This window comes from Streptococcus sp. Marseille-P7375, assembly GCF_902460365.1.
In the GTDB taxonomy this organism is placed as follows: domain Bacteria; phylum Bacillota; class Bacilli; order Lactobacillales; family Streptococcaceae; genus Streptococcus; species Streptococcus cristatus_I.
The window spans coordinates 686,252-711,837 of sequence record NZ_CABPTR010000001.1 but is presented as its reverse complement, the minus strand read 5'-3'; the positions used below and the strand labels follow the sequence as shown (position 1 = coordinate 711,837).

Sequence of the window (25,586 nt, the reverse complement as noted above, 5' to 3'; positions counted from 1 at the left end):
CTATGTTAAAAATGAATCTTGCAAGCTTGCAACTTTTCGCCCACAAAAAAGGTGGAGGTTCAACGTCAAACGGACGTGATTCACAAGCAAAACGTCTTGGAGCTAAAGCAGCTGACGGACAAACTGTAACTGGAGGATCTATCCTTTACCGTCAACGCGGTACACACATCTACCCAGGTGTTAACGTTGGCCGCGGTGGAGACGATACATTGTTCGCAAAAGTTGAAGGCGTAGTACGCTTTGAACGCAAAGGTCGCGATAAGAAACAAGTATCAGTTTACCCAATTGCGAAATAATTCATTATTGATAAAAATCCCCGTCTCAAGATAGGGATTTTTATTTTTGGAGAAAATGAAATCGTTTCCTTGACATTTTCCATTCTTAATGTTTTAATATAGGCTACAGGGATGTAAAGGAGAATATATGTTTCATTTTTTTACAAGAATAGACAGCATTTCGACGGATGAATTGGAGAAGCGGTTGAAGTCTAATATCCAACTAATTGATGTACGGATGCCGACTGAATTTCGTAGAGGGCATATCAAAGAGGCGAAGAATGTTCCTTTAAGTCAAATCGGTCAGTTCTCACCAGCTAATAAGGAGACGATTTACGTTATTTGTCACTCAGGCATGCGGAGCAAGCTTGCGGCTAAAAAGCTGAAGAAAAAGGGCTATGATGTCGTTAATGTGCGCGGCGGTATGAGCGCTTGGACAGGGAAAATATCCAAGTAGAATCTATTAAGCTAATCTTGCCTCCTAGCTAGCAATTTACTTTGAAGAAAATGGTAAGAGTGATGCTCTAGAAATAAAGCAAAATTAGCTTCAGCTATATGGCTTCTTTCTGTCAGAGTTTATATTGGAATACCTTGTATATAATTATTAAAACCAGAAGGAGTAGAAAAATGAAAACTATATCAGCAGCTGACTTAGAAAAGCAGTATCAATCTGAAAAATTGGCTATCGTAGATGTGCGCGAAAGGCATGAATTTCAAGCGGGTCATATCCCAAATGCTGGAAATCTTCCGCTCAGTGAGTTGGAAACTGGCTATAAAAAGCTGGATCCTGACTACAAATACTATGTCATTTGCCAAGGAGGTGCACGTTCAGCGACTGCTTGCCAATTTCTTGCCATGCAGGGCTTCGATGTGACCAACGTATCAGGTGGCATGAACGCTTGGTCTGGAGAGACGGAATAAAAGATAAAAAGGATTCAAGTCGTTGCTTGAATCCTTTTTTCCTCTTCTTCTTATTTTCGATTTACCAGAAAATGAATAGCTTTCTCTATTCTTTCCCTTTGCTTTTTCGGATCATCAGATGGATTTTCTAGGCAATCCGTTAAATTCTCAGTAATAACCATCTCAATAACACGGTCAACGCTGGAGCGGACGGCTAATAACTGTGTGAGAATATCTGAACATTCCCTGTCCTCTTCAATCATTTGTTGAATGCCTCTTAACTGTCCCTCGGAGCGCTTGAGGCGGGTAATATAATTAGAATTCACGGTGATTTCCTCGTTTGTTTACATTGAGTTTATTATATGCTTAATCTGTATATTTGCCAATTGGACTGGTTGGAGGTAGTTTTCAGAAATTTTCCATAATTACTCTCTGATTCCTCTATTTACTTTTTAACAGAATTCTGGTATAATAGCTTATGTTATAAAATATAACATAGAAATTGAACTAAGAGAATACTAAATAAAATAAGGGCCTATCTTTGTTTCAGATTCTCTTATTCTGAGACTTCTCTCATTTTTGGAGGTGTATTTATGAAAGTATCAAAAATGCTTTTAGCTACTGGGGTGGTACTCAGTGCAGGAGTACTCTTGTCAGCTTGTGGCAAATCTTCATCCAGCACAACCACATATTCTTATGTTTATGCCAGCGATCCAGATAGCTTGAACTACCTGACCACTAACCGTGCAACTACATCAGACGTTATTACAAACCTTGTGGATGGTCTTTTGGAAAATGATGAATATGGAAATCTAGTTCCTTCTCTTGCAGAATCATGGACAGTTTCTCAAGATGGCTTGACTTACACATATAAGCTTCGTAAGGATGCTAAGTGGTTCAATGTTGATGGCGAAGAAGTTGCAAGTGTGAAAGCTCAAGACTTTGTGACTGGACTTAAATATGTGGCTGACCAGAAGTCTGAGGCCCTTTACCTGATTCAGGACTCGATTAGCGGCTTGGATGCCTATGTCAAAGGCGACGAAAAAGACTTCTCCAAAGTTGGAGTAAAGGCAGTGGATGATTATACGGTTCAATATACACTGACACGCTCAGAGCCTTATTGGAACTCTAAAACGACGAATAATATCTTGTTCCCTGTCAATGAAGAATTTTTGAAGTCTAAAGGAAAAGATTTTGGTTCTGTTGATCCATCAAGTATTCTTTACAACGGTCCTTTCCTTTTGAAATCTTTGACTTCTAAATCGTCTATGGAATTTGTTAAAAATCCAAATTATTACGATAAAGACAAGGTCAGTCTAGAACATGTTAAATTAACCTACTATGATGGATCAGACCAAGAATCTTTAATTCGCAACTTCAGTGATGGTGCTTATAGTGGTGCCCGTCTCTATCCGAATACTTCAGGATTTGCGGCAGTTAAGAAGAAATATGAGGACAATATCCTTTATAGCCCACAGGATGCGACCTCATATTACTTTAATTTCAACTTCAACCGTCAATCATACAATCACACTTCCAAAACAAGTGATGATCAAAAGAATGCAACAAAAGAAGCGGTTTTAAATAAGGACTTCCGTCAGGCCGTCAATTTTGCCCTTGACCGGACTTCTTATGGTGCGCAAAGTAATGGTAAAGATGGAGCTACCAAGCTGTTGAGAAATACGCTTGTTCCTCCAACATTTGTTCAAATTGGCGATCAAACTTTTGGCCAAGTTGTTGCTTCTAAATTAGTGAATTATGGTACAGAATGGGCGAATATCGATCTGACAGATGCTCAAGATGCTTATTATAATCCAGAAAAAGCCAAGGCAAGATTTGCCAAGGCTAAGGAAGCTTTAGAGTCTAAGGGAGTTCAATTCCCAATCCATTTAGACCTTCCTGTAGACCAGGCTGACAAGGTGGGCATCCAATGGGCAAGTTCAGTAAAACAATCAATTGAATCAACCTTGGGTGCAGAAAATGTAGTGATTGACCTGCAGAAGATTAGTGTGGATGATTTGAACAACATCACCTATTTTGCAAATACTGCGGCTCAAAAGGACTATGACTTCTATACAGGGGGCTGGTCAGCTGACTATCAAGACCCATCTACCTACTTAGATACTCTAAATGTAAATAATGGCGCTAGCTTGCAAAACTTTGGCTTTGATCCAGGCCAAGATATGGACAAGATGAAAGAGCTGGGCTTGGATACTTATACTAAGATGTTAGAAGAGGCAAATGCTGAAACAACAGATGTGAAAGTTCGCTATGAAAAATATGCGGATGCACAAGCTTGGTTGCTTGATAGTGGAATTATCATGCCGACTATTTCAGGAGGCGGTAGTCCTTCTGTAAGTAAGTCCAAACCTTTCAGTCGTGCCTATTCACTCGTTGGAATCAAGGGATCTCCCTTCAACTTTAAATATACAAAACTCAGAAGTGAAATTGTAACGAGCAAAGAATATGAAGAAGCTAAGAAGAAATGGCAAGAAAAAACGTTGGAATCTAACAAAAAAGCCCAAGAAGAACTAGCGGATCATATTGAAAAGAAATAAGAGATTAAAAGATTAACTTTCTTTGAGAGTTAATCTTTTTGATTTGACATAGATTAGAAATTTTGTAAAAGGAGCCATTTAGACTTGTTTTTTTGTGAAAAATTGGTTATAATAAATAAGTTGCCACCCTTAGTGTAATGGATATCACGTAAGATTCCGGTTCTTGAGATGGGAGTTCGATTCTCTCAGGGTGGATGACTGAAGCTTGGACTCGAGAGAGTCCTTTTTTGTTTTCTAAGAGAGGAGACAGCTATGGTGGTGAAGTTAATCGCTCATACCTTGATTGAGAAAGACGGAAAGTATTTGCTGATCAAACGCTCAAAAATAAAGCGTGGGCTTCCTAATGTTTATCCATCTTATTGGGATATTCCTGGCGGAAGCGTAGAAGAGAACGAACTACCTAGAGAAGCAGCTCTACGCGAGGCTATAGAAGAGGTTAATCAAAAGATTCGGATTGATAAGATTATCCATGAAGATAGTCAGTTTGACACAAGTAAAAATACTGTTTTTACACGCTTGGTTTATGAGGCTAGGATTATAGATCAGTGCGATATCCTATTGGATCCAGAAGAGCATACAGACTTTATTTGGCTTTCTTCTTTGGAGGACTTAGAGGGAGAGCTGATTGTTCCTTATTTAATTGATATTTTTTCTGATAGATTCCACATAAAACAACAAAAAAACATCCCCTTTTATCAGGAGATGTTTTTTCTGATTAGTTTTTAGATGCTTCTTGGAATTCTGGATTCTTCCATGCTTCATCAATGATAGCTTGCAATTCTTTAGCAGATGCTTGCATTTTTTGAGTTTCTGCATCGTTCAATGGGATATTTACTGGACGAACGATACCGTGTGCACCAACAACTGCTGGTTGACCGATGAAGACATCTTTCACACCGTATTGGCCTTCTTGGAAGACTGAAAGTGGAAGTACAGCATTTTCATCGTCAAGGATAGCTTTTGTGATACGAGCAAGAGCTACAGCAATACCGTAGTATGTAGCGCCTTTCTTGTTGATGATTGTGTAAGCAGCATCACGAACGCCTTCGAACAATTCGATCAATTCAGACTCTTGAACATTTTGAGTATCTTTAAGGAATTCTTCAAGGTTTACACCTGCGATGTTTGCATGTGACCAAACAGCGAATTCTGAATCGCCATGCTCACCCATGATGTAGGCGTGAACTGAACGAGCATCAACATCCAATTTTTCAGCAAGTGCTTGACGGAAACGAGCTGAGTCAAGTGAAGTACCTGAACCGATAACGCGTTCTTTAGGGAAGCCTGAGAATTTCCAAGTTGAATAAGTCAAAACGTCAACTGGGTTAGCAGCAACAAGGAAGATACCATCGAAACCTGATTCAACAACTTGTGTTACGATTGATTTGTTGATGGCAAGGTTCTTACCAACGAGGTCAAGACGAGTTTCACCTGGTTTTTGAGGTGCACCCGCAGTGATAACAACAAGGTCAGCGTCCGCACAGTCAGAGTATTGAGCTGCGTAGATCTTTTTAGGTGAAGTGAAGGCAAGGGCGTGGCTAAGGTCAAGCGCATCACCTACAGCTTTTTCGTGTAATTGTGGAATTTCGATAATTCCAAGCTCTTGTGCAATTCCTTGGTTAACAAGCGCGAAAGCGTAAGATGAACCTACGGCACCGTCACCAACAAGGATGACTTTTTTATGTTGTTTAGTAGCAGTCATTTCTAAACATCTCCTTATTATTTTTGGGGTTTTCCCCATACAATTACATTCTACCACTTTTGATACAGTTTGTCACGGCTCACCGTGGTATTTTGACCCCTAAAAGGCTATGTAAACGTTTTTATATTCGGTTTTAAATACTGAAAATATAGCTAAAATGTGGTATAATGAGATAGTGATTTAATATTGAAATGAGGCATTTTTTAATGCAAGATAGAAACTTAGTAGATGTCAATTTGACCAGCGAAATGAAGACCAGTTTCATCGATTATGCAATGAGTGTTATCGTGGCTCGGGCTCTTCCAGATGTTCGCGATGGTCTTAAGCCGGTTCATCGCCGGATTCTTTATGGCATGAATGAGCTAGGCGTTACGCCTGATAAGCCTCACAAGAAATCAGCTCGTATCACAGGGGATGTCATGGGTAAGTATCACCCACATGGTGACTCTTCTATTTATGAAGCGATGGTGCGGATGGCTCAATGGTGGAGCTATCGCTACATGCTGGTAGACGGCCATGGAAACTTCGGTTCGATGGACGGAGACGGTGCCGCTGCCCAGCGTTATACAGAAGCACGTATGAGCAAGATTGCTCTGGAGATGCTTCGTGATATTAATAAAAACACTGTTGACTATATTGACAACTATGATGCCAGCGAGAGAGAGCCGATGGTTCTTCCTGCTCGCTTCCCTAACTTGCTCGTCAATGGAGCGACAGGGATTGCCGTTGGGATGGCGACTAATATCCCACCTCATAATCTTGGTGAGTCTATTGATGCTGTTAAGCTGGTTATGGACAATCCAGAAGCAACGACTCGTGACATCATGGAAGTCCTGCCTGGACCAGATTTTCCAACAGGTGCACTGGTTATGGGTAAGTCTGGTATTCACCGGGCTTATGAAACAGGGAAGGGTTCAATTGTTCTTCGTTCTCGCACTGAAATCGAAGAGATGAAAAATGGCCGAGAGCGAATTGTCGTAACCGAGTTTCCATACATGGTTAATAAGACTAAGGTCCATGAGCACATCGTTCGTCTGGTGCAGGAAAAACGCATTGACGGTATCACAGCTGTTCGTGATGAGTCCAACCGTGAAGGGGTCCGTTTTGTCATTGAGGTTCGTCGTGATGCCTCTGCTCATGTCATTCTAAATAACCTTTTCAAGTTGACTCAGATGCAGACCAATTTCAGCTTCAATATGCTGGCTATTCAAAATGGAGTGCCGAAGATTCTGTCTCTGCGTGAGATTTTGTTGGCCTACATTGAGCACCAAAAGGAAGTGGTGACTCGACGGACAGCCTTCGATAAAGAAAAGGCGGAAGCTCGAGCACACATCTTAGCTGGTTTGCTGATTGCGCTGGATCATATTGATGAAGTGATCCGCATTATCCGTAATAGCGAGACGGATGCAGAAGCTCAGGCTGAATTGATGGCTAAGTTTGAACTTTCTGAGCGCCAGAGTCAGGCTATCCTTGACATGCGTCTGCGTCGTCTGACTGGTTTGGAACGAGATAAGATTCAGTCAGAGTATGACGAACTGATTGCTTTGATTGCGGACTTGGCTGATATCTTGGCTAAGCCAGAGCGCGTTGTCGCAATTATCAAGGAAGAGCTAGATGAGGTCAAACGTAAATTTGCTGATGACCGCCGAACTGAGCTGATGGTGGGAGAAGTTCTTTCTCTTGAAGATGAAGATTTGATCGAGGAAGCGGATGTTTTGATTACCTTGTCTAATAAAGGCTATATTAAACGTCTGAATCAGGCAGAATTCACTGCTCAGAAACGTGGTGGCCGAGGTGTTCAAGGAACTGGTGTCAAAGATGATGACTTCGTCAAAGAGCTGGTTTCAACAAGTACCCACGATAGACTGCTCTTCTTTACTAACAAAGGCCGAGTTTATCGTCTCAAAGGATATGAAATCCCTGAGTATGGCCGTACAGCTAAGGGCTTGCCAGTGGTCAATCTCTTGAAACTGGATGAAGGAGAGACCATTCAGACCATTATTAATGTCCAGCAAGACAGTAGCGATCATTCCTATCTCTTCTTTACGACCCGTCTAGGTGTGGTTAAACGAACCAGCGTGACAGAATTTGCTAATATCCGTCAGAACGGTCTCAAGGCCCTGAATTTGAAAGATGAAGACGAGCTTATCAATGTCTTTCTGACGGACGGTGCTGCAGACGTTATCATTGGTACTAAGTTTGGTTATTCTGTCCGCTTCAATGAGACAGCTGTCCGAAGCATGAGCCGTATAGCGACTGGTGTTCGTGGGGTCAATCTGCGTGACGGCGACCAAGTCGTTGGAGCAGGTGTGATTACTGAGGGTGACGAAGTGCTTGTCATCACCGAAAAAGGCTATGGTAAGCGAACTCTTGCTAGTGAGTATCCAACCAAGGGCCGTGGTGGTAAAGGGATTAAAACAGTCAATATCACAGATAAAAATGGACCTCTGGCAGGTTTGATGACTGTTACTGGCGAAGAAGATTTGATGATCATCACTAATACAGGCGTCATCATTCGGACCAGTGTGGCTAATATTTCTCAGACAGGCCGCTCAACTATGGGAGTGAAGGTTATGCGTCTGGACCAAAATGCTCAGATTGTCACCTTTACAACGGTTGCGCCTGATGAAAAAGACGATGAGGAAGAAGTAGAATAAGAGGAGGATGAATGTGAAGAAATCTAAGAAGAAATTCAAGCTCAGAAATTTCATCATTAACTGTGCAGTTTTGCTTTTATTTCTAGTTGCCCTAGCTCTGATTTTCAACTCGTCTATCCGAAATATGATCATGGTTTGGCACACAAATCAATACCAGGTTAGCAAAGTTTCTAAGGAAGAAATCAAGCAAAATAAGGCAGTCGAGTCGACTTTTGAGTTTAGCGAAGTCCAATCTCTTTCGACAGAAGCGGTGATCAATGCTCAGTGGCAGGCTCAAAAACTACCAGTTATCGGTGGCATTTCGATTCCTGAAGTGTCGATGAATCTGCCAATTTTCAAAGGTTTGGATAATGTTGGACTCTACTATGGTGCTGGCACTATGAAAGAAGATCAACAGATGGGACAAGGAAATTATGCCTTGGCCAGCCACCATGTCTTTGGAATTACTGGAGCTAGTGATATGCTCTTTTCGCCTCTAGATCGTGCCAAAATAGGGATGAAAATCTATATCACGGATAAGGATAAGATCTATACCTATACGATTTCTAGTATAGAAAGTGTCGCGCCAGAGCGCGTGGATGTCATCAATGACACAGAGGGAGTTGCTGAAATCACTTTAGTTACATGTGAGGATGCGGCAGCAACCAGTCGAACCATTGTTAAAGGAACGCTTGAAAGTACGATTGATTATGACAAGGCACCAAAAGATATTTTAGATGCTTTCAGTCGATCTTATAATCAAATGCAGCTATAATAAGAAATATTGTAAAACGAAGTAACAAGAGTTACTTCGTTTTTTGGTTGAAGATATCTATAATAATACTTGAAAGACAAAATTTAAGGAGAGAGCGAGTAAGCACTTTATTCATGGGAAAATTATCAAAGGAAAATTATCAAACTAACTGTCTTATATATCAAGATGAGACGGGTTTCGATTGTGTTAGTAAAATTGGTTCATGCTCGTATCCAAGGGGCTATCGTTCTCATGTAGCCGGTCAGCATATTCGTAAGTTTCGCTATTATTATGGAATTGTGGATATCCAAACCTTGAATATCTCTGAAAATATAGAATTTACCTCCATTCCACCTTAGATACCTGAATGAACCCTATTGAGCAAGTCTGGGTTGAGATTTTAAAACGTGGGTTTAAGAAAGAAGTATATAGAAAATTGAATGAGAACATTAATAAATTCAAGAGAGTATTTAAATCTCATCTTCTTGTCAACTTAAATTGATTGTATGTAGAGAATGGACTTCAGCCATTCTTGATTATTTTGAGTATGATTTCAAACTTAATTTTAAAATTTAAGCAATTTATATTAAAAAGACCGTTTCTACGGTCTTAGCTTGTAATTGATTATAATTAAAAATGAACATCTACTCTTTAATTTCAGAAAACTCAGCGTCAATTATTTCGCTGTCATTTAAGCTATCTTTGAATTCTGGATTTAACTCATCTTCAATACCAAGATCTAGTTTATATTCTCCCTTTAACATTTTTTCAAATGTGTCAGCAAGTCTTGTTCCCATCGGCTTAAATGTAAAGTAAGTAATTCCTCCTGAAGCTAATCCTCCTAGAATTGGAACTGTCTTTGTAATTATAGAACCAACTGATTTTTTTGTAATGTTTACGCCAATAATTGTTCCGACTTTTTTCACAAGAGGATACCAAGCTGTTTTAGTTAATGCTTGTTTAGCTACCATTTTCCCAAGATTCTTTCCTGCTGTCTTAGAAACATTTGCAATCAATGCAGTTGCTCCACTTGCACCGAACATTATTCCAAGGTAAGAGATGATTCGTATTTGTACTTCTTCAGGTAATTCCTTATAGTTTCCTTTATATAAGTCGTCTTCTCCAAATAAATAAGCAATTTGTTGAGCTAAATTTAGAGCAAAGCCCATATATTGAACAATATCTGCTCCACCAGCAACTACAGCAGTAACTGGATTTGAAGGTAATCCAGCAACAAAAGAAGTGAAAGAGGTTTTGGCGGTGCTATCTTTGATTATTTTTTCAGCCCTTTTTCTCAATGCCTCTGGTGTGAAAACTATTTGAGGACCATGTTCCAAAATACTATCAAGGTATCTACTATCTTTAAATTGATTACGAAGGAATTCTTCTCTATCTACCTTCACGACTGGAAGTTGGCTAGCCGCATTGATTGTCTGTATAACTACAGAATAAGCATCATTTTGCTTCATAAAAATTCTCCTTTTAAATAGTATCTATATTATATATATATAATGTCAAGTATTTTGTTCTGATTTATTATTGAGTTTCTTTAATAATTTTGTACAGAAAATTGTTGCCTTTTCAATATTTAGTAATTAAGAATAAAATAACCTAAATAAGTGAGCTACCTCAATTGATAAATATATTATCAAACGTTTGGTATGTAGTTCATTTATTTAGGTTCTTTTTTTTACTTAATAGCGAATTAATAAGTAAGGAGGTTGATATGTATCGTATTTCATTGCAGGATGACATAAGTATGATGCCGCGTGAACGGCTGATAAGAGAAGGAGCGGATAAACTTAGTAATCAGGAATTGCTATCTATATTTTTGCGAACAGGCAGCAAAAAAGAAACTGTTTTTCAAGTTTCTCAAAGGATATTATCATCGATTTCTAGTTTGAATGATTTGAAATATTTGACTTTACAGGAATTACAGACAATTTCAGGAATTGGCCCTGTGAAGGCTGTTGAGTTGCAGGCCATTATTGAGCTTGGCTGTCGTATCAACAAAGCTGAAGTGCTGGAGAGGGAGCAAATTCTTGGCAGTCAAAAACTAGCTCGCAAAATGCAGGTCGAATTGGGAGATAAAAAGCAGGAATGTTTGGTTGCTATTTATCTCAATAGTCAAAACCAGATCATCCATCAGCAGACAATCTTTGTAGGAACGGTAACTAGAAGTATGGCTGAACCGCGCGAGATTTTGCATTATGCTCTCAAACACTTGGCGACATCTATTATACTTGTGCACAATCATCCTTCTGGAGTGACTTTACCAAGTAAGAATGACGATGAGGTCACCAAACACATGAAAGAAGCTTGTGAGCTAATGGGGTTGGTTCTTTTAGATCATTTAATTGTTTCCAAAAATAATTATTATAGCTATCGTGAAAAAACGGATTTGATCTAAAGTTTGTTAACCACATAATCAAACAAGGCTAAATCCCCCGTTCTTGTGGGAAATAGAAATTCTGGATGCCACTGCACACCAAGAAATGGACTTCCATCAGTCGAGGTAACAGCCTCAATGACCTTATCCCGAGGATCGTAGGCTATAACTTCTAGATGTTTCGCTAGATCCTTGATACTTTGGTGATGGAATGAGTTGATTTGGCAAGTAGGTCCGTATAATTCATGGAGGATGGAGCCATTTTTAGTGACCATAGTCTGTGTAGTGTATTGAGCAGTGCTATCTTGCCAGTGATTCTCGATGTCTTGGTGAAGTGTGCCACCCATAGCAACATTGTAAAGCTGAGTACCACGACAGACGCCAAAAATAGGCTTGTTTTGCTTCCGTGCTTCTCGGATGAGAGATAGTTCAAATAGATCCCTTTGAAGCAGATAATCATCACTTTCGATAGTCTGTTCTTCTCCGTAGAAATGAGGCTGGACATTTTGTCCACCGGTAAGGATCAGTTTATCGATCATAGTGATATAGGTGTGAGCTAAGGCTTCATCACCAATTGGTAAGATAATTGGGATTCCTCCAACTTTATTGACTCCCTCGATAAAGCCAGTTGAAGTATAACTGATATGGATAAATTGATCGTTGGGAATATCCCTTTGGTTTCCTGTTATACCGATAATCGGTTTTTTCATAAAGTGTCTGTTTCCTTTCTTACCTTACTCATCATCTTTTCTCATAAAGTAGAGTAAGGTTTGGAGTTCGCTGGTTAGGTCCACATATTGCACAACCACATCTTTGGGGACAGATAGGTGCACTGGGGAGAAGCAAAGAATTCCCTTGATACCAGCATCAACCAAGACGGATGCGACTTCTTGTGCCTTAACGCTCGGCACTGTCAGAATGGCTGTCTTTACGTTTCCTTCCTGGACCTTTTCTTTAATTTGAGAAATTCCATAAATAGGAATTCCATCATTTGTGGTGGTTCCGACGTCAGAATAATCATCTGTATCAAAGGCCATTACAATCTTCATTTTATTCCGTTCATGAAAGCGGTAGTGTAAAAGGGCACGGCCCATATTTCCGACACCAACAATCATGACATTTGTAATAGAGTTGTCATTGAGAAGATTGGCAAAGAAATTCATTAGTTTCTTGACATCGTAGCCAAAACCTCTACGACCTAACTCACCGAAGTAAGAAAAGTCACGCCGAACAGTCGCAGAGTCGATTCCAATCGCCTCTGCGATTTGTTTTGAATTGGCCTTTTCAATATTTTCTGCATTAAATCGTTTGAAAATCCGGTAGTAGAGGGAGAGCCGTTTAGCAGTAGCACGTGGAATAGAATTGCTTTTTTCAGTTTTCACAAAATCACGACCTTTCTATCTTCTATTCTATAGAAAGCTTGTGAAAAAATCAACTAATTTGATGAACAAAATATTATTATACTAATAAAGATAGATAAAATAATAGAAATAAGCAAAATTCTTAGAATTTCGCTTATTGGGGTGTTTTTTCAAAAATATCTCTTTCAACTAAACTATCCATCAGGAAATAGAATTTTTGCTGAATAATATGGTGTTTTTCTGATTTGAAGATATTAACCAATCTTAAACCAGACTTGTCCGTAATATTGATTTTAACTCCGCTTAGATCTTTATTGATGATAATCTTAAGCAAGAATCCATCGCCACTATTAGGGACAGCTTCAAGTAAGCGAGAAAGCTCGTAATTACCAACTTTTGTTTCAGCAAATGTATTGTCCCGCAAGGTAAATTTCTTAACATTTGGATGGAGTGAGTAGGTGAAGTCGCAGTTTGCTAAGCTAACAGATGTTTGAAAAGCCATCTTATCCTCCTAGTATTTCTTTTAGTTTTTGACTGAATAGTTTGATTTCTTGGATGCTAGTTTGGTCTGATACACTGATACGAATGGATTCTTTTAGGCGCTCAGAGTTTGGGCCATATAAGGCTTGAAGGACATGACTGGGCTGAACAGCACCAGCTGTACAAGCAGAGCCAGTCGAGATTGAAAAGCCATTAAGATCCATTTGAAGCAAGATAAGATCATTCTTTTGGTTTGGAAATCCAATATTGACAACATAAGGCAGGCTAGGCTGACTTTCGTTTAGGTAATAGTCTATATCCGCTAGGTTGTTCAGTAAAGTATCTTTTAACTGCTGGGCATGCTCAAGATTTTCCTCTAAGTGGGCAACATTTTCAGAAAGGGCAGTTGCCATTCCGACAATGGAAACGAGGTTTTCTGTACCCGCTCGATGCTTGTTTTCTTGATCGCCGCCATGCATGAAATTATCAAAATCCATCTGGTCAGCATAGAGAAATCCAACCCCTTTCGGACCGTGGAATTTATGAGCTGATGCACTCAGGAAATTGATTCCCCATTCTTCAGGATAGATGGGGAGCTTGCCGACGGCTTGGACCGCATCAACGTGAAAGGCAGCAGGATGATCCTTTAGTAATTCACCAATTTCTTGAATCGGCAAAATATAGCCTGTTTCATTGTTGACAGCCATGACTGAGACAAGGATAGTATCTGATCTGAGAGCATTCTTGATATCTTCCGTTCGGATTTGCCCATCTACTGGCTGAATAATAGTGACTTCAAAACCAAAGTGCTCCACCAAGTATTCAACGGGCTCTAAAACAGCATGGTGTTCAATGGCCGTAGTGATAATATGCTTGCCTTGATTCTGATGGCGCAGGGCATAGCCCTTAATAGCAGTGTTATTGCTTTCAGTACCACCTGAGGTTAAGAGGATATTTTTGCTTTGTGTGTGTAGAACTTTAGCAATATCTTCGCGAGCTTGTCGGAGCAGTTTTTTAGCTTCTCGCCCGTGGCTGTGGGTACTGGATGGATTACCGAAGACTGTCATTGCCTGAGTCATAGACTCAATTGCAGCAGGTGACAAGGCAGTCGTAGCAGCATTATCTAAATAAATCATAAATTTATCCCTTATTTCTTTTGAAAAGCAAAAAGTGGGCTGACTGGTTTTCTTTCTTGAATACGCACGATAGCATCACCAATCAACTCGCTGGCTGTGATATAGTGAACATTCTTCGGAGTCTTTTCTTTGGTATCAACAGAGTCAGTCACCAAGATTTCTCGGATAGGAACACTGTCTAGTACGTCTGCAGCTTCATCTGCAAATAAACCATGACTTGAGACAGCATAGATCTCGACAGCACCTTCACGTTCAACGATTTTAGCAGCTTCTGAGAAGGTACGACCGGTATTCAAGATATCGTCAATCAAAATAGCTTTTTTACCTTCAACTTCACCGATGATATAGCCTTCAGAGCGTCCTGCTTCATCTTCACCGTAGTCGATGATGGCGATTGGAGCATCGAGATATTCTGCCAAGCTACGAGCGCGTTTCACGCCAGAATTTTTCGGGCTAACGACGACAACATCCTCGCCAGTTAATCCCATATTGCAATAATGTTCGGCAAACAATGGAATGGTGAAGAGATTGTCAACAGGAATATCAAAGAATCCTTGTACTTGGACAGCGTGAAGGTCAAGTGAGATGACTCTATCTACGCCAGCTCCAACGAGCATGTTGGCCACGAGTTTTGCAGTGATTGGCTCGCGAGGAGCGGCCGTCCGATCTTGGCGGGCATAACCAAAATAGGGCATAACCACAGTTACGGTATTGGCACTTGCTCGTTTACAGGCATCAACCATAATCAATAATTCCATCAAGTGATTATTGACTGGGAAGCTGGTAGACTGGATGATATAGATATCATAGCCACGAACACTCTCCTCGATGTTGATCTGAATCTCGCCATCAGAAAATTGGCGGGAAGAAAGCTTGCCTAAAGGTACTCCGGCAGCTTCAGCAATCTTCTCAGCAATTGAGTGATTGGAATTGAGGGAGAAAAGCTTCATATTTTTTTTGTCTGACATTAGAATGACCATCCTCTTTTTGTCTCTTTAGATTTATAAATATTATTTTACCAAAAAAATGAGATTATTTCAGCATTTTTACAAGTTTTCGGCAAATCTGGCAATCTTACTTTTACCAGGCTTGTATTGGATTTGATTTTCGTTTAAAAAGTCTTTGAACTTTTGCTCCCCCTCTTCAATATCATTGATTTCTAATTCTAGTTCGAAATCTTTTTTGCCAAAGTAACGGCTTTCGTCTAAGGCAAAAAGTCCGAGTGCATCTTGTTTTTCGTATCGAATATTTTCAAGGGTTCCAAGTATTGTTAGTTTGTCAACTGGGATTCCTTTTTCTTGGAGTTTATCTAAGATTTCTCCCTGAGGAAATTGCAAATTTTCTGTAATTTCCTTAAATTCATCTTCGGACAAGGCTTGGTTGTATTCGAAATTTCCAAGTTTTTGAGGAATTTTTAGAGTAAACTCAGCAGCGTCAGGAGTGGTTCGGACTCGCAGAGCCATACGAGCTTCACGAAGAGCAAAGTCAGCCGAATCAATATAATAGTTGACTTGGAAAATTGGCTGGACATGATCAAATAAGGTCAGAAGTCGTTTATGTTCGTCTTCTGTTAGCATTGTTTTGTATTCAATTTCTAAATGGTTCATTTTTAAATCCTTTTCTTTATTTGAAAGCGATTTTATGTTATAATAACAACTGTGTTTATTTTATACAAAAAACGAATAGATGACAAGGTATGTATATGACAATAGATTGGGAAGATTTTCTGGATCCATATATTCAGGCGGTTGGTGAGTTGAAAATAAAGCTTCGTGGCATTCGCAAACAGTATCGCAAACAGCAACGCCATTCACCGATCGAGTTTGTAACCGGTCGCGTAAAACATATTGAAAGCATCAAGGAAAAAATGGAACTTCGCGGGATTACTGAGGAAAACTTAGCCCAAGAGATGCAGGATATTGCTGGTTTGCGTGTCATGGTTCAATTTGTAGACGATGTGGATGAAGTTTTAGAAGTTTTGCGAAATCGGACCGATATGCGTATCGTTCAGGAGCGTGATTACATCAAGAACAAGAAAGACAGTGGTTACCGTAGCTACCATGCCATTGTTGAATATCCAGTAGATACGATTAATGGAAATAAAGTTATCTTAGCAGAGATTCAGATTCGTACCTTGTCCATGAACTTTTGGGCAACGATTGAGCACTCTTTAAACTATAAGTATAAAGGAGAATTTCCAGAGGAGATCAAGAAACGCTTGGAGATAACGGCCAATCTGGCCTACCAGCTAGACGAAGAGATGGGAGCCATTCGTGATGCCATCCAAGAAGCACAGGCGCTCTTTGATCCTCTGCACCGTAAGCTAAATGACGGTGTTGGAAATAGTGACGATACAGATGAAGAATACAGGTAAAAAAATTGCGATTATCCGCAATCGCAAAAGGCAGAGTGAGGAAGTATTTCAAGCTCTGATGCAAAAATTGCGGAAAGCAGGCTTTATCCTGACACCCAAAAATCCAGATATCGTGATTTCTGTCGGTGGTGATGGGATGCTGCTATCAGCCTTTCACAAGTATGAAGAGCAGCTGGATAAGGTGCGCTTTGTCGGTGTCCATACCGGACATTTGGGTTTTTATACAGATTACCGAGACTTTGAAATCGATAAATTAGTGGAAAATCTGAAATTAGACACAGGTGCCAAGGTCTCTTATCCGATTTTAAATGTCAAGCTGACCTTTGAAAATGGGGAAACTCGGACGATTCGTGCGCTCAATGAAGCAACGATTAAACGTTCCGACAGAACCATGGTAGTTGATGTGGTCATCAATAATGTCCATTTTGAGCGTTTTAGAGGCGATGGGATTTCTGTCTCAACGCCTACTGGAAGCACAGCCTACAATAAATCATTGGGAGGAGCTGTTCTACATCCAACGATTGAAGCCTTGCAGATGACAGAGATTGCTAGCCTCAACAATCGTGTTTATCGTACTTTAGGTTCCTCAGTTATCGTTCCTAAAAAAGATAAGATTGAGCTCTTACCGACTCGTAATGATTACTATACCATAGCGGTCGATAATCAAACGTTTTCTTATAAAAATATTGTCCGTATTGAGTACCAAATCGATAATCATAAGATTAACTTTGTAGCTTCGCCTAGCCATACCAGCTTTTGGAATCGCGTGAGAGACTCCTTTATCGAGGAGTGCCAAGAATGAGATTTGAATTTATTGCTGATGAGCATGTCAAAGTCAAAACATTTTTGAAAAAGCATGAAATTTCGAAAGGGCTTTTGGCCAAAGTGAAGTTTGCAGGGGGGAATATTCTTGTCAATAATCAGCCTCAAAACGCTATTTACTTGCTGGATATTGGCGATAAGGTGACAGTAGATATCCCTTCTGAGAAAGGTTTTGAAAGCCTAGAAGCTGTGGATCGTGATTTATCGATCGTGTATGAAGATGAGCACTTTCTAGTTTTAGATAAACCTGCCGGAGTAGCTAGTATTCCTAGTGTCAACCATTCGAATACGATGGCAAACTTTGTCAAGGCTTACTATATTCGGCAAGATTATGAAAATCAGCAGGTTCACATTGTGACGAGATTGGATCGCGATACTAGTGGACTCATGCTCTTTGCAAAACATGGCTATGCTCATGCAAGACTGGATAAGCAACTGCAGAAAAAAATGATTGAAAAGCGCTATTACGCACTCGTTCAGGGGAGCGGTGAGCTTAAACCGGAGGGAGATATAATTGCGCCAATCGGGCGCGATCCTGACAGCATTATTACTAGATGTGTGACAAAGGATGGCAAGTATGCCCATACCAGCTACAAGGTTGTGGAGCAGTTTGGCGATATCTATCTGGTAGATATTCGCTTGCACACTGGACGAACCCATCAAATTCGTGTGCACTTCGCCCATCTTGGATTTCCTCTCCTTGGAGATGATCTCTATGGCGGGACTTTGGAAGCGGGAATTACACGTCAGGCCTTGCATTGCCACTCTTTATCTTTTTATAATCCATTTTTGGAAAAGCAGCTCCAATTGGAATCCCAGTTGCCGATTGATTTCCAAAATACTATTACATCGTTAACAAAAAATATTTAAATTTTAAAGGAGAAACTCATGGAAGTTTTTGAAAGTCTAAGAGACTCAGTTGTTGGGAAAAATGTTCGTATTGTATTGCCGGAAGGGCAAGAACCGCGTATCCTTCAAGCAGTTAAACGCATAGTCAAAGAATCCGAAGTTACACCAGTTCTTTTGGGAGATCCAGATAAAATCCGTATTTACTTGGAGATCGAAAATATTACGGAAGGCTATGAAGTCATAGATCCTAAAAATTATGACAGATTGGAAGAGATGGTGGCGGCTCTTGTAGAGCGTCGTAAGGGCAAAGTCAGTGAAGAAGAAGCTCTTGAGCTTTTAAAAACAGACGTTAACTATTTTGGGGTGATGCTGGTTTACCTCGGTATTGTAGATGGTATGGTTTCTGGCTCTATCCACTCTACAGCTGCTACAGTCCGTCCAGCCTTGCAAATCATTAAAACACGGCCAAATGTAACAAGAACTTCAGGTGCCTTCCTCATGGTGCGTGGTTCAGAACGTTATCTTTTCAGTGACTGTGCCATTAACATCAATCCTGACTCAGAAGCCTTGGCAGAAATCGCGATTAACTCAGCAGTGACAGCCAAAATGTTTGGCATTGATCCTAAGATTGCTATGCTGAGCTATTCAACTAAAGGTTCTGGCTTTGGAGAAAGCGTTGATAAAGTGGTACAAGCGACTAAGTTGGTCCATGACTTGCGCCCAGACTTGGAAGTTGACGGGGAATTGCAATTTGATGCTGCATTTGTACCAAGCACAGCAGCCTTGAAAGCTCCAGGAAGCAAGGTTGCAGGTAAAGCGACTGTTTTTGTCTTCCCAAGCATTGAAGCAGGAAATATCGGCTATAAAATGGCAGAGCGTTTAGGCGGATTTTCAGCTGTCGGTCCAGTTCTTCAAGGATTGAACAAGCCAGTAAATGACCTTTCACGCGGATGTAATTCAGATGACGTTTATAACTTAACACTGATTACAGCTGCACAAAGTGTTGACCAATAAAATAACTAAAAAAGATGAATTATTCATCTTTTTTAGTCTGTTTAAGTATGAGAGAAATGGTAGATTTAAAAAAATTTGGAATTGAAATGTGGGAAGAGGAAAAGATTGCCTCTTTTCGCGAGAAATTATTAACTTGGTATGATGCAAACAAACGTGACCTGCCATGGCGCAGAACAAACAATCCTTATCATATCTGGGTTTCTGAAATTATGCTGCAACAGACTCGGGTGGATACTGTGATTCCTTACTATGAGCGCTTTCTTGACTGGTTTCCGACTGTTGCCGACTTAGCGCAAGCGCCAGAGGAGAGACTGCTCAAAGCTTGGGAAGGGTTGGGCTATTATTCGCGGGTGCGAAATATGCAAAAGGCAGCCCAGCAGATAATGACGGATTTTGCAGGAAAATTTCCTGATAGCTATGAAGGAATTGCTAGCCTCAAAGGGATTGGGCCTTATACGGCTGGTGCCATTGCTAGTATTGCCTTTGGACTAGCTGAGCCTGCGGTAGATGGCAATGTCATGCGGGTGCTGAGTCGATTATTTGAAGTGGATTTAGATATTGGTCAACCAAGCAATCGCAAGGTCTTTCAGGCTATGATGGAGATTTTGATTGATCCAGACAGACCCGGAGATTTCAATCAGGCGTTGATGGATTTGGGATCGGATATTGAAGCTCCTGTTAATCCCCATCCAGAAGACAGTCCTGTAAAGGATTTCAGCGCAGCTTATTTGCACGGAACAATGGATAAATACCCGATTAAAGCACCGAAAAAGAAGCCGGTTCCAGTTTATCTGCAAGGCTTGATTATCGAAAATGAGCAAGGACAATTCTTGCTTGAAAAGAATGAGGCTGCTGGCTTGTTATCTGGTTTTTGGCATTTTCCCTTGATTGAAGTCGAGGAATTTCAAACTGAAAATCAGATCTCTCTATTTGAAGTGGCTGAAAATCATCCCAGTCTGGACTTGTCTCCTCAAGAAAGCTTTGAGCAGGATTATGATTTGATTGTCGATTGGAAGCAACAGTCCTTTCCGAAGGTGCAGCATGTTTTCAGTCATCGCAAGTGGCATATCCGGCTAGCTTATGGACGAGTCAAAGATAGTCAGCACGAAGCTGAGGGAGAAGTCTTGTGGCTACATCCAGAGAAATTTGAGAAGTACCCTGTTGCCAAGCCCCAGCAGAAGATGTGGGAGGCATTTAATAAATGAACGTTTATTTCAATTTAGAGCATAGGTTTATGAAGAAAGAATAGGATTATGTAACTTATATGGATTATAGACCAGATTATTCAGATAAAAATTTTATAGGAGCTCGTAGTATATTTGCTAGTATTCTCTATTTTATATTAGCATGTTTCAATTATTTTTTGGCTTTTGCATATTTTGCTTTTATTCGCGAATTATATTCTAATCATGCAAAAATCAGTTCTATCTTAATTTGTTGTTTTATTTGTTACAATTTATTTTTCTTAATTCGTGAGTTAAATTTTAAAATCCTTCATTGGTGTGGCTATCATGCCTTACCTGAGTTAGTCAAGTTCGGGAGCGGACGCTATTCCTTTCACTTGCCTGTCTTCGAAAGACATACCGAAAACTATAAAGTTTATTACAGTAACAGATCAAAGAAACATCAATTTCTCTTCTTTGTGAGCTATATTTTATATGTGAATTTAATTTTAGGAGTTCTTTTGCTCTTCTCATGTGTATACTGGGCTATGTTTATTGAAAGTTCCTCGAAATTTCAAGATTGGCACGCTTTTCTATTTATTTTTTCACTAATCATCCTGTATCTCTGTATTGAAGCTTTATTTAAAAAATATAAACATTGGTTTAAAAATTATTTTAAACTAGATGATAGAATAGTAGAACACGGCTTTCCAATATATACTTTGAAAGAAAAATAAAAGACAAACAATATAGTTTGTCTTTTTTGTTTTTAAAATAACTTATAGTCCTTCTCGCTCTGTAAGGCGTGAGACAAATAAACTACCCTTTAAATGGGAACTTGTGCTTAAATCCCAGCAAAAGCTTTAATTTCATCTGCAGTCATAGAAGAATCACAACGAACAGATACTTGGCCGTCTTGAACATGAACAAAACCAGGAACCGTCGGAATGCTGTATTCAGAGCGGAAGGCTTGCAGTTTCTCTAATTCGCTGGCTTCTTCGCTGTTAATGAAGTAGATATGGGCTTTAGTTTCAGCCACAACACCAGCCAATGTTCCAGCAAATTTACGGCAGTAAGGGCAAGTTTTGCGACCAACAAAGAAAGTTGCGGTCTCTTTGTCAGCAATCGCTTGACGAGCTCGGTCAACAGTTGTGACTTCTAGGTCTTTAATATTTTGAGCAAATTGTTCCATAAATGATCCTCATTTCTTTTGATAAAACTAGTATGCCATAAAGTTTCTAAAATTGCTTAGATTTGATACGAAAAAAAGATGAGATTGGTTCGTCTCATCTTTTATAATTGCTTATTTTACAAAAGCATTGATTTCCGCTTCAATATTTGCAATCTTAGCTTGAGAATCCTCATTGCTATCACCGACAACGGCAATGTAGAACTTGATTTTTGGCTCTGTACCTGAAGGGCGGACAGCAATCCATGAACCATCAGCCAAGGTGTATTTCAAGACGTCGCTTGGAGGAGTTGTCAAGTTTGTAACAGTACCATCTGCAGCAGTAGCAGTTTGAGCCTTAAAGTCTTCTACGACAGTAATAGCTGTTTGGTTCCATTCTTTTGGAGCATTATTACGGAACTTAGCCATGATAGCCTTGATTTGTTCTGCACCATCGACACCAGAAAGAGTAACAGAGATAGTCTTTTCAGCGTAGTAGCCGTATTCTTTGTAGATTTCTTCGATACCGTCAGCTAGAGTCAAACCACGTGAGCGGTAGTAGGCAGCAAGCTCAGCAACGACAAGAACGGCTTGGATAGCGTCTTTATCACGTACGAATGGTTTAATCAAGTAACCGAAGCTTTCTTCAAATCCCATCATGTAGGTGTGGTTGTGCTTTTCTTCGAATTCTTGAATCTTTTCAGCGATAAATTTGAAACCAGTCAAGACATTGAACATGGTTGCGCCATAGCTTTCAGCAATCTTAGTCACTAAGTCAGTAGAAACGATAGACTTACAGAGAGCTGCGTTAGCTGGCAGAGTTCCTGCACTCTTGTGAGCCTCTAAGATGTACTTAGCCATGATAGCCCCGATTTGGTTACCTGAAAGGTTGAGGTAGCTTCCGTCTTTTTGAAGAACTTCCACACCGACACGGTCAGCATCTGGGTCAGTTGCGACCAGGACATCTGCACCAACTTTACGGCCTAATTCCTCAGCTAAAGCAAAGGCTGCTTGGCTTTCAGGGTTTGGAGACTTAACAGTAGAGAAGTCTGGATCAGCTACAGCTTGAGCTTCAACGACTTGCACAGAGTCAAATCCTGCTTGAGCCAAAGCGCGACGAGCCAGCATTTCACCAGTACCGTGAAGAGGAGTATAGACAATCTTCATGTCCTTGCCGTATTCATCAATCAGTTTTTGGTTGATATTGACATCTTTAACTTCTTTGAGGTATTCAGCATCAACAGTATCGCCAATCACTTCAATCAAGCCAGAAGCTTTTTCAGCTTCAACATCAGCAACTTCAATAGCAAAAGGATTTTCAATCGCACGGATATAGTCGGTCAATGCATCTGCATCATGTGGAGGCATTTGTCCGCCATCTTCACCATAGACCTTGTAGCCGTTAAATGGAGCAGGGTTGTGGCTGGCTGTAATCATAATACCAGCAAAAGTTCCTAAGTGACGTACCGCAAATGAAAGTTCTGGAGTTGGGCGCAGGCTTTCAAAGACATAAGACTTGATGCCGTGCTTAGCCAAAACTGCAGCAGATTCAAAGGAAAATTCTGGTGAGAAATGACGAGAGTCGTAAGCGATCGCAACACCGCGTTTTTTGAACTCATCTCCTTTTTCTTCAATCAAGCGAGCCAAACCCTCAGTTGCCTGACGGACCACATAGATATTGATACGGTTGGTACCAGCGCCAATTAAACCACGCATACCAGCAGTACCAAACTCAAGATTGGTGTAAAAGGCATCTTCCTTAGTTTTTTCGTCCATACCTTCTAACTCTTTCCGAAGATAGTCAGGAAGTTCAGCGAAATCAAGCCATTTTTTGAAGTTTTCTTGATAGGTCATAGATGGAGTCTCCTTTATATTTAAAATAGAAAATCGCCGCGTCTTTAAGGATAAGCCGCAAGATTTTCTTGTTTGTTTAATCGCTTTCATTGTAACATATTTTCATAATTTTTGAAAGTGCTGACCTAAAAAATAATGAAATCCTTTGAAAAAGTGAACAAAAATAGAGTAAAAAAATAATCACTTAAGTGATTATTTTTTTAGTTTTTCAAGTGCTGGAACGATTGCAACTGTAAGGATAGCAGAAATAACCATTTCTGAAATTGCATTAGCTGAAAAAATCAATGCAAGCATGGCTTTGATATCTCCATTGTAAACAGATGAAAATAGAATGAAAATTCCTCCGAGAACGAAGATGGTGTTAGTCATTGAGCCCACGGCACCAGCTAAAACTAAACCTGGCTTGTTTTTCATCCATTTGTAAACAAAATACGGAGTGATTCCAATTAGAATACGTGGAACCATAGCAATTATCAATGAATTGATACTACCGTTTTCTACAAAAGGACTGAAGAGGTAGCTAGTTGGTAGCAGGACAACGGTGTTGGTCACCACACTGATTACCCCCATCAGAGCGCCAAGAACAGCTCCAATTCGCGGTCCATAGATAATGCTAGCAATAATGACTGGAATATGAATAATGGTTGGTTTAATCGGAACCGGTAGTAGGTTGAAAATAACAGAGCTCAGCAGATGGAGCACTAACATAATAGCAAAAAAGATAGCAATTTGCGCGATACTAGACTGTTTTCTCATTTAGAATTTCCTTTACTTTTTCTATAATAGTATTGACATCAGCTAGAGCGCCAGTCCCATGATCTCCGCAAGCTAGAATAGCTTCACGCGGTTCGATAATCTCCCAGCCAAATTTTTTTAATCTTTCCAAATTGTGCTGAGTCAGTGGATTTTCATACATCTTGGTATTCATGGCTGGCGCGATGGCTTTTTTGACATGAGATGGGAGAGCAAGAGCTGTAGCGGTTACCATATTGTCTGCCAGACCATTAGCCAGTTTGGCGATGGTATTGGCTGTAGCAGGAGCGACTAAGAAAAGATTTGTTTCTTTGCCGATTTCAATATGGTTGACCTTGTCTGGCCTCGGCTCGTCCATAAGGTCAAGGGAAACAGGATTCTTTGATAAAACCTGTAAGGTCAGCGGGGTGATAAAGTGACTGGCAGCTTCCGTCATGAGAACAGATACACCATAGCCTAGCTTACCCAGCTGGCTCGTAATATCTGCTGCCTTATAGGCTGAAATACTGCCTGTAACAGCAAGAGTAACATGGGTCATGAACTGTCTCCTTTCTGGATATGGCTTAACAATTGTTCAGCAATTTCTTCCTTGGAGAAAGCTTCTGTGACAGTGTCTGCTCCTAGGAGATAGGCGTGGTGTTGCCCGCTAGAAATTTCAGTCAAATCGTTGGCTACAATTAATTCAGCTTGATTTTTTTCATGGCTGGCTCTAGCAGTAGCCAGTAACTCTTCTTTAGAAACGCCAACTAAGAGCTTGAAGCCAATCAATCGAATATTGGGATTCCATTCCTTGACCTTGCTGATAATTTTAGGATTTTTCTTGAGGAAAAGTACCTGATAGTCATCAGCAGATGAAATCTTACTTTCAGAATTACTTTTTTCCAGAAACTCTGTCAAATCTGAACTGGCAAGAACCTCCTCAAATCCTGCCATATACACTGGTTTATAGTCAGAAACAGCCATCGAATGAATGAGTACATCATGAGCTGGCACCAGCTCTTCCATAGCTGTCAGGAGCTGTTCCGTATCTTCAATGATCTTAATCGTTAGGTTTTCATGCAGGTCAGGTTTGACAGCTTTTGGCGTTGTCAGCAGAGTCACCGAAGCACCCTCTACCAAACAATGCTCTGCTATCGTTTTTCCAAGTTGACCCGTCGAATGATTAGTGATAGAGCGGACTTGGTCGATTTTTTCACTCGTTCCGCCAGAGGTAATCAATATATTCATAGCTTTATTCTACAAGAAAAAATGAATTTAGTAAAATAAAATTAACTTAAGGTTCAATTTAGTCAAACTTATTTTTTTACTAGAAAAGATGCATCATGCAAAAATATTTAAAGTAATTACCGAACATTATGTTGCTATTGGAGTTTAAATGTGCAGTTTTGTATCATATTT

26 protein-coding genes, 1 tRNA gene and 1 pseudogene are annotated in these 25,586 nt (G+C 40.1%); 14 read left to right on the top strand and 14 right to left on the bottom strand.

Annotated elements, in window-relative coordinates:
• The first annotated feature begins 2 nt into the window (after positions 1-2).
• The 3 genes from rpmA (at position 3) to FZ954_RS03605 (ending at position 1,196) form a co-directional block, all read left to right on the top strand.
• Complete coding sequence (gene rpmA, locus FZ954_RS03615) at positions 3-296, top strand: 50S ribosomal protein L27 (protein ID WP_005590406.1); 294 nt, start codon at positions 3-5, stop codon at positions 294-296.
• A gap of 127 nt (positions 297-423) precedes the next feature.
• Entirely contained in the window at positions 424-732 is a 309-nt protein-coding gene (locus FZ954_RS03610; RefSeq protein ID WP_148877157.1) for a rhodanese-like domain-containing protein, read from the top strand.
• Between the two features lie 170 nt (positions 733-902).
• Positions 903-1,196, top strand: coding sequence for a rhodanese-like domain-containing protein (locus FZ954_RS03605; protein WP_148877155.1), 294 nt, complete (start codon positions 903-905; stop codon positions 1,194-1,196).
• A 50-nt stretch (positions 1,197-1,246) separates the two neighbouring features.
• Here the strand turns inward: FZ954_RS03605 and FZ954_RS03600 are convergent, their stop codons facing one another.
• Positions 1,247-1,501, bottom strand: a complete 255-nt coding sequence (locus FZ954_RS03600; protein ID WP_148877153.1) for a metal-sensitive transcriptional regulator — start codon at positions 1,499-1,501, stop codon at positions 1,247-1,249.
• A 267-nt stretch (positions 1,502-1,768) separates the two neighbouring features.
• Between FZ954_RS03600 and FZ954_RS03595 the strand changes: the two genes are divergently transcribed.
• The 3 genes and pseudogenes from FZ954_RS03595 to FZ954_RS03585 form a co-directional block, all read left to right on the top strand.
• Positions 1,769-3,733 carry a peptide ABC transporter substrate-binding protein gene (locus FZ954_RS03595; protein WP_148877150.1) on the top strand — a complete coding sequence of 655 codons (1,965 nt, stop codon included), beginning with the start codon at positions 1,769-1,771 and terminating at the stop codon, positions 3,731-3,733.
• 123 nt (positions 3,734-3,856) lie between these two features.
• Positions 3,857-3,928 (top strand) — tRNA-Arg (locus FZ954_RS03590).
• 57 nt (positions 3,929-3,985) lie between these two features.
• Positions 3,986-4,393: pseudogene (locus tag FZ954_RS03585) on the top strand (NUDIX hydrolase); the annotation flags it as partial.
• Positions 4,394-4,448: 55 nt separating this feature from the next.
• Here FZ954_RS03585 and FZ954_RS03580 read toward each other — a convergent pair.
• Positions 4,449-5,435 (bottom strand): L-lactate dehydrogenase, encoded by a 987-nt coding sequence (locus FZ954_RS03580; protein ID WP_005591942.1) that lies wholly within the window; start codon positions 5,433-5,435, stop codon positions 4,449-4,451.
• 206 nt (positions 5,436-5,641) lie between these two features.
• Here FZ954_RS03580 and gyrA point away from each other — a divergent pair, with 206 nt between their 5' ends.
• On the top strand, positions 5,642-8,092 hold the full coding sequence (gyrA, locus tag FZ954_RS03575) for a DNA gyrase subunit A (RefSeq protein WP_222861944.1): 2,451 nt from the start codon (positions 5,642-5,644) through the stop codon (positions 8,090-8,092).
• A 7-nt stretch (positions 8,093-8,099) separates the two neighbouring features.
• A complete protein-coding gene (locus FZ954_RS03570; protein ID WP_148877146.1) occupies positions 8,100-8,846 on the top strand; it encodes a class A sortase in 747 nt (248 codons plus the stop codon).
• Positions 8,847-9,469: 623 nt separating this feature from the next.
• On the opposite strand, the gene FZ954_RS03565 is transcribed toward FZ954_RS03570, so the two are convergent.
• Positions 9,470-10,294: a hypothetical protein gene (locus tag FZ954_RS03565; RefSeq protein ID WP_048764345.1), complete on the bottom strand. Its 825-nt coding sequence runs from the start codon at positions 10,292-10,294 to the stop codon at positions 9,470-9,472.
• Between the two features lie 257 nt (positions 10,295-10,551).
• Between FZ954_RS03565 and radC the strand changes: the two genes are divergently transcribed.
• Positions 10,552-11,235 carry a DNA repair protein RadC gene (radC, locus tag FZ954_RS03560; RefSeq protein WP_148877144.1) on the top strand — a complete coding sequence of 228 codons (684 nt, stop codon included), beginning with the start codon at positions 10,552-10,554 and terminating at the stop codon, positions 11,233-11,235.
• Here the strand turns inward: radC and FZ954_RS03555 are convergent.
• The 6 genes from FZ954_RS03555 to FZ954_RS03530 all read right to left on the bottom strand — a co-directional run bounded on the left by FZ954_RS03555 (position 11,232) and on the right by FZ954_RS03530 (position 15,798).
• Positions 11,232-11,924, bottom strand: a complete 693-nt coding sequence (locus tag FZ954_RS03555) for a gamma-glutamyl-gamma-aminobutyrate hydrolase family protein (RefSeq protein ID WP_148877142.1) — start codon at positions 11,922-11,924, stop codon at positions 11,232-11,234. The two genes, radC and FZ954_RS03555, sit on opposite strands and share 4 nt — an antisense overlap.
• A gap of 24 nt (positions 11,925-11,948) precedes the next feature.
• Positions 11,949-12,596 (bottom strand): redox-sensing transcriptional repressor Rex, encoded by a 648-nt coding sequence (locus FZ954_RS03550; RefSeq protein WP_005590387.1) that lies wholly within the window; start codon positions 12,594-12,596, stop codon positions 11,949-11,951.
• A gap of 133 nt (positions 12,597-12,729) precedes the next feature.
• Positions 12,730-13,077: a DUF1831 domain-containing protein gene (locus FZ954_RS03545; protein WP_125371928.1), complete on the bottom strand. Its 348-nt coding sequence runs from the start codon at positions 13,075-13,077 to the stop codon at positions 12,730-12,732.
• 1 nt (position 13,078) lies between these two features.
• Positions 13,079-14,191: a cysteine desulfurase family protein gene (locus tag FZ954_RS03540; protein WP_148877140.1), complete on the bottom strand. Its 1,113-nt coding sequence runs from the start codon at positions 14,189-14,191 to the stop codon at positions 13,079-13,081.
• Positions 14,192-14,202: 11 nt separating this feature from the next.
• Entirely contained in the window at positions 14,203-15,159 is a 957-nt protein-coding gene (locus FZ954_RS03535) for a ribose-phosphate diphosphokinase (protein WP_148877138.1), read from the bottom strand.
• Positions 15,160-15,237: 78 nt separating this feature from the next.
• A complete protein-coding gene (locus tag FZ954_RS03530; protein ID WP_148877136.1) occupies positions 15,238-15,798 on the bottom strand; it encodes a CYTH domain-containing protein in 561 nt (186 codons plus the stop codon).
• Between the two features lie 95 nt (positions 15,799-15,893).
• On the opposite strand from FZ954_RS03530, the gene FZ954_RS03525 reads away from it, so the two are divergent.
• From FZ954_RS03525 to mutY, 5 genes are read left to right on the top strand one after another with little or no spacing between them, the layout of a single operon-like run.
• Positions 15,894-16,565 (top strand): GTP pyrophosphokinase family protein, encoded by a 672-nt coding sequence (locus FZ954_RS03525; protein WP_048764356.1) that lies wholly within the window; start codon positions 15,894-15,896, stop codon positions 16,563-16,565.
• Complete coding sequence (locus FZ954_RS03520; RefSeq protein ID WP_187423319.1) at positions 16,549-17,367, top strand: NAD kinase; 819 nt, start codon at positions 16,549-16,551, stop codon at positions 17,365-17,367. Before FZ954_RS03525 ends, FZ954_RS03520 begins: the two co-directional genes overlap by 17 nt.
• Positions 17,364-18,257 (top strand): RluA family pseudouridine synthase, encoded by an 894-nt coding sequence (locus FZ954_RS03515; RefSeq protein ID WP_148877131.1) that lies wholly within the window; start codon positions 17,364-17,366, stop codon positions 18,255-18,257. The genes FZ954_RS03520 and FZ954_RS03515 overlap by 4 nt, the downstream gene beginning before the upstream one ends.
• 18 nt (positions 18,258-18,275) lie before the next feature.
• Positions 18,276-19,250: a phosphate acetyltransferase gene (gene pta, locus FZ954_RS03510; protein ID WP_148877129.1), complete on the top strand. Its 975-nt coding sequence runs from the start codon at positions 18,276-18,278 to the stop codon at positions 19,248-19,250.
• Positions 19,251-19,306: 56 nt separating this feature from the next.
• The gene (gene mutY, locus FZ954_RS03505; RefSeq protein ID WP_148877127.1) at positions 19,307-20,455 is read left to right on the top strand and encodes an A/G-specific adenine glycosylase; all 1,149 of its coding nucleotides are present in this window, start codon (positions 19,307-19,309) and stop codon (positions 20,453-20,455) included.
• Positions 20,456-21,257: 802 nt separating this feature from the next.
• Here mutY and FZ954_RS03495 read toward each other — a convergent pair.
• The 5 genes from FZ954_RS03495 to FZ954_RS03475 all read right to left on the bottom strand — a co-directional run bounded on the left by FZ954_RS03495 (position 21,258) and on the right by FZ954_RS03475 (position 25,415).
• On the bottom strand, positions 21,258-21,605 hold the full coding sequence (locus FZ954_RS03495) for a PedC/BrcD family bacteriocin maturation disulfide isomerase (protein WP_148877123.1): 348 nt from the start codon (positions 21,603-21,605) through the stop codon (positions 21,258-21,260).
• Between the two features lie 111 nt (positions 21,606-21,716).
• Positions 21,717-23,435 carry a phospho-sugar mutase gene (locus tag FZ954_RS03490; RefSeq protein WP_148877121.1) on the bottom strand — a complete coding sequence of 573 codons (1,719 nt, stop codon included), beginning with the start codon at positions 23,433-23,435 and terminating at the stop codon, positions 21,717-21,719.
• 192 nt (positions 23,436-23,627) lie between these two features.
• A complete protein-coding gene (locus tag FZ954_RS03485; protein ID WP_148877119.1) occupies positions 23,628-24,191 on the bottom strand; it encodes an ECF transporter S component in 564 nt (187 codons plus the stop codon).
• Positions 24,175-24,726, bottom strand: a complete 552-nt coding sequence (coaC, locus tag FZ954_RS03480) for a phosphopantothenoylcysteine decarboxylase (protein ID WP_148877117.1) — start codon at positions 24,724-24,726, stop codon at positions 24,175-24,177. The genes FZ954_RS03485 and coaC overlap by 17 nt, the downstream gene beginning before the upstream one ends.
• On the bottom strand, positions 24,723-25,415 hold the full coding sequence (locus FZ954_RS03475) for a phosphopantothenate--cysteine ligase (protein WP_148877115.1): 693 nt from the start codon (positions 25,413-25,415) through the stop codon (positions 24,723-24,725). Before FZ954_RS03475 ends, coaC begins: the two co-directional genes overlap by 4 nt.
• Positions 25,416-25,586 lie beyond the last annotated feature (171 nt).